Origin of the sequence: Streptomyces spiralis (assembly GCF_014654675.1) — a bacterium.
GTDB classification, from domain to species: domain Bacteria; phylum Actinomycetota; class Actinomycetes; order Streptomycetales; family Streptomycetaceae; genus Streptomyces; species Streptomyces spiralis.
Genome location: NZ_BNBC01000085.1, coordinates 14,440 through 18,548, shown reverse-complemented (window position 1 = coordinate 18,548; position 4,109 = coordinate 14,440). Strand labels below are relative to the sequence as shown.

Sequence of the window (4,109 nt, the reverse complement as noted above, 5' to 3'; positions counted from 1 at the left end):
CAGCGCCGCCCGGATCACCCGCTGCTGCGACGGACCGTTCGGCGCCGTGAGGCCGTTACTGGCACCGTCCTGGTTCAACGCCGAACCCCGCACCACCGCCAGCACCGGATGCCCATGACGCCGCGCGTCCGACAACCGCTCCAGCAGGAGCATGCCGACGCCCTCGCCCCAGCCCGTGCCGTCCGCGCCCATGCCGAAGGACTTGCAGCGGCCGTCGGGGGCGAGGCCGCGCTGGCGGCTGAACTCGACGAAGACCTCGGGCGTGGCCATGACGGCGACACCGCCGGCCAACGCCAGGGAGCACTCGCCCGAGCGCAGCGCCTGCGCCGCCATGTGCAGGGCGACCAGAGACGACGAACACGCCGTGTCCACCGTCACCGCGGGGCCCTCCAGACCGAAGGTGTAGGAGACCCGGCCGGAGGCGATGGCTCCGGTGCTGTTGTTGGCGGGGTAGTCGTGGTACATCATCCCGGCGTACAGGCCGGTCGCGCTGCCGCGCAGCGACTCCGGGTCGATGCCGGCGCGTTCGAACGCCTCCCAGGCGGTCTCCAGCAGCAGGAACTGCTGCGGGTCCATGATCGCGGCCTCGTTGGGGCTGATGCCGAAGAAGGCCGGGTCGAACTCGCCCGCCTCGTGCAGGAACCCCCCTTCCCGGGCGTAGGTCGTGTGGGGCCGCTCGCCGGTCGGGTCGTAGACGCGGTCGAGGTCCCAGCCGCGGTTGCCGGGGAAGTCGGAGATCGCGTCGACGCCGTCGGAGACCAGCCGCCACAGGTCCTCCGGGGTGCGCACCCCGCCCGGGTAGCGGCAGGCCATGCCGACGATCACGATCGGGTCGTCGTCGTGGCCGGCGCGCGCGACCGTGCCCGCCGGTGCGGCCTGCTGCTCGTCCCTGCCGGAGAGTTCGGCGAGGAGGTGGCGGGCGAGGGCGCGCGGGGAGGGGTAGTCGAAGGCCAGGGTGGCGGGCAGGCGGACGTCGACGGCCGAGCCGAGCGCGTTGCGGAACTCGACGGCGGTCAGCGAGTCGAAGCCCAGTTCGCTGAAGGCCCGGTCGGCGTCGACGGCGTCGGAGCCGACGTAGCCGAGGGTGGCCGCGACCTGGGTGCGGACCAGCCCGAGCAGCACCTCCAGGCGCTCGTCGCGGTCGAGTCCGGCCAGGCGCCGCTGGAGCGCGCTCGCCTCGGCCGCCGGGGCGGTGGGCGCGGAGCGGCGGGCCGGCCGGGGCCGGACCAGGCCGCGGAACAGCGGCGGCAGGTCCTCGCCCGCGTCGCCGAGGGTCCGTACGTCCAGCCGGATGGGCACGACGAGCGGCGCGTCCACCGTCAGCGCCCGGTCGAACAGCTCGATGCCCTGTTCGGCGGTGAGCGCACCGATGCCGGTGCGGGCCATGCGCGCGAGGTCGGCGTCCGTGAGGCCGCCGGACATGCCGCTCGCCCACAGGCCCCAGGCCAGGGATGTCGCGGCGAGCCCATGGGCGCGGCGGTGCGCGGCGAGGGCGTCGAGCAGCGCGTTGGCCGCGCCGTAGTTGGCCTGGCCGGGGACGCCGAGCACACCGGTGGCGGAGGAGAACAGGACGAAGGCGGCCAGGTCCCGGTCGGCGGTGAGTTCGTGCAGGTGCAGCGCGGCGTCGGCCTTGGCGCGCAGCACGGCGTCGAGACGTTCGGCGGTGAGGGAGCCGACCAGCGCGTCGTCGAGCACACCGGCGAGGTGCACGACGCCGGTGAGCGGCACCCCTTCGAGCAGCGCCGTCAGCGCCTCGCGGTCGGCGGCGTCACAGGCCGCCACGGTGACGTCGGCGCCCGCCGCGCGCAGTTCCTCGGCCAGCTCCGCCGCGCCGGGCGCCTGCGCGCCGCGCCGGGACACCAGCAGCAGGCTGCGTACCCCGTGCGCGGCGACCAGGTGCCGGGACACCTGCGTGCCCAGCGCTCCGGTCGCGCCCGTCACCAGGACGGTGCCGTCCCCGAACGAGACGGGTGCCGCCTCCCGCTCGGGGTCGTCGACGACCCGGGCCAGCCGGGCGCCGTACACGGTGGTGCCGCGCACGGCGAGCTGCGGCTCGCCCGCGAGGACGGAGACGGCGGAGACGGCCAGGGCGACGTCCGCGGCCCCGTCCGCAGCCCCGTCCGCATGCGCGTCCGCGTCCAGGTCCACCAGGACGAACCGGCCGGGGTGCTCCGTCTGGGCCGAGCGCACCAGGCCCCAGACGGCCGCGCCCGCCAGGTCGGTGACGTCCTCGCCGGGCCGGGCGACGGCGCCGCGCGTGGCCACCACCAGGGTGGAGGAGCCGAACCGTTCGTCGGCCGGCCAGCTCCGCAGCACCCCGAGCACCCGCTCGGTGGCGCGGTGCACGGCGGCCGTGTCGGTGCCGGGGACGGAGCGCAGGACGACCGTGTCCGGCACCGGCCCGTCGGCGGGCAGCTCGTCCCAGTCGACGACGGCGGCCGGTGCCACGGCGTCCCCGGCCGACGGCGTCGGCAGCTCGGCCCACTCGAGGCCGAACAGCGAGTCGTGGCCGCCCGCGCGGGCCGCGGCGAGCTGCCGCGCGGACACCTCGCGCAGTACGAGCGTCTCCACGGACAGCACCGGCCGCCCGGTCTCGTCGCACACGTCGAGCGAGAGACCCGCGCCGGCGGCGGGCGCGATACGGACCCGCAGCCGCGTGGCACCGGAGGCGTGCAGCCGAACGCCGGACCAGGCGAACGGCAGCACCGGGCCCTCGGCGTCGGTGAAGCGGTCGGTGAGCACGGCGGCGTGCAGCGACGCGTCGAGCAGCGCCGGGTGCATGCCGAAGGCGGCGGCGTCCGCCTGCGCGCGCTCCGGCAGGACGACGTCGGCGAACACCTCGTCCCCGGTGCGCCAGGCGCGGACCATGCCACGGAACGCGGGACCGTAGGGCAGCCCGGCGGCGGCGAGCGTCTCGTACACCCCCGTGCCGTCGACGAACTCCTGTTCCATGGAGACGGCATCGGCCGGGGGCCAGGCGCCCAGCTCGTACGCGGCGCCCGGCACCGGCTGCGCGGCCAGCACACCGTCCGCGTGCAGCGTCCACGGCTGGTCGGGGTGGTCGTCCCGGCGCGAGTGCACGCTCACCGGGCGGCGGCCCGACGCGTCGGCCGCGCCCACCTCCACCTGGATCGCGACCGGGCCCCGCTCGGGCAGCACCAGCGGCGCCTGAAGGGTCAGCTCCTCCAGCAGCTCGCAGCCCACCTGGTCGCCGGCCCGGATCGCCAGCTCCACGAAGCCCGTGCCGGGGAAGACCACGGAACCGCCGACCACGTGGTCGGCGAGCCACGGCTGCGCCGCGACCGACAGCCGCCCGGTGAGCACGACCCCGCCGGAGTCCGCGAGGGACACGACCGCCCCCAGCAGCGGGTGCTCGGCCGACGTCAGCCCCGCCCCGGAGAGATCCCCGACCGCGCCCGCGCCGTCGACCCAGTAGCGCTGACGCTGGAAGGCGTACGTCGGCAGGTCGACGCGGCGGGCGCCGGTGCCCTCGAACCAGGCGGCCCAGTCGACCCGTGCGCCACTGACGTGGAGCTGGGCAAGGGCGGTGAGCAGGGTCTCGGCCTCGGGGCGGTCCTTGCGCAGGGTCGGTGCTACGACCGTCTCGTCCGAGGTGAGGGTCTGCTGGGCCAGTCCGGCCAGGATCCCGTCGGGGCCGAGTTCCAGGCAGCGACTCACACCCCGGGCTTCCAGGGTGCGCACGGCGTCGGAGAAACGGACGGCGGCACGGACCTGTTCGACCCAGTACTCCGGGGACTGCCAGTCCGTCGCCGACTCCCCCGTGACGGTCGACACGACCGCCGACTCGGGGGCGTTGAAGGTCAATTCGGATGCCACGGCGCGGAAGTCGGCCAGCATCGGTTCCATCAGCGGGCTGTGGAAGGCGTGCGACACGGACAGGCGGCTCGTCTTACGACCGAGAGCGGTGAAGTGCTCGCCGATCGCCAGGACTTGGTCCTCGCTGCCGGAGACCACCACGGACGTGGGACCGTTGATCGCTGCGATGGACACGTCGTCGGTGAGCAGCGGCAGGACTTCGTCTTCTGCCGCCTGTACGGCGACCATCGCACCACCCTCGGGCAACGCCTGCATCAACCGACCCCGGGCCG

Annotated in this window: 1 protein-coding gene; it reads right to left on the bottom strand. The window is 75.3% G+C overall.

What is annotated here, in order from left to right:
• A partial coding sequence (locus tag IE318_RS42730; RefSeq protein WP_229904166.1) for a type I polyketide synthase occupies positions 1-4,109 on the bottom strand: 4,109 nt, incomplete at both ends.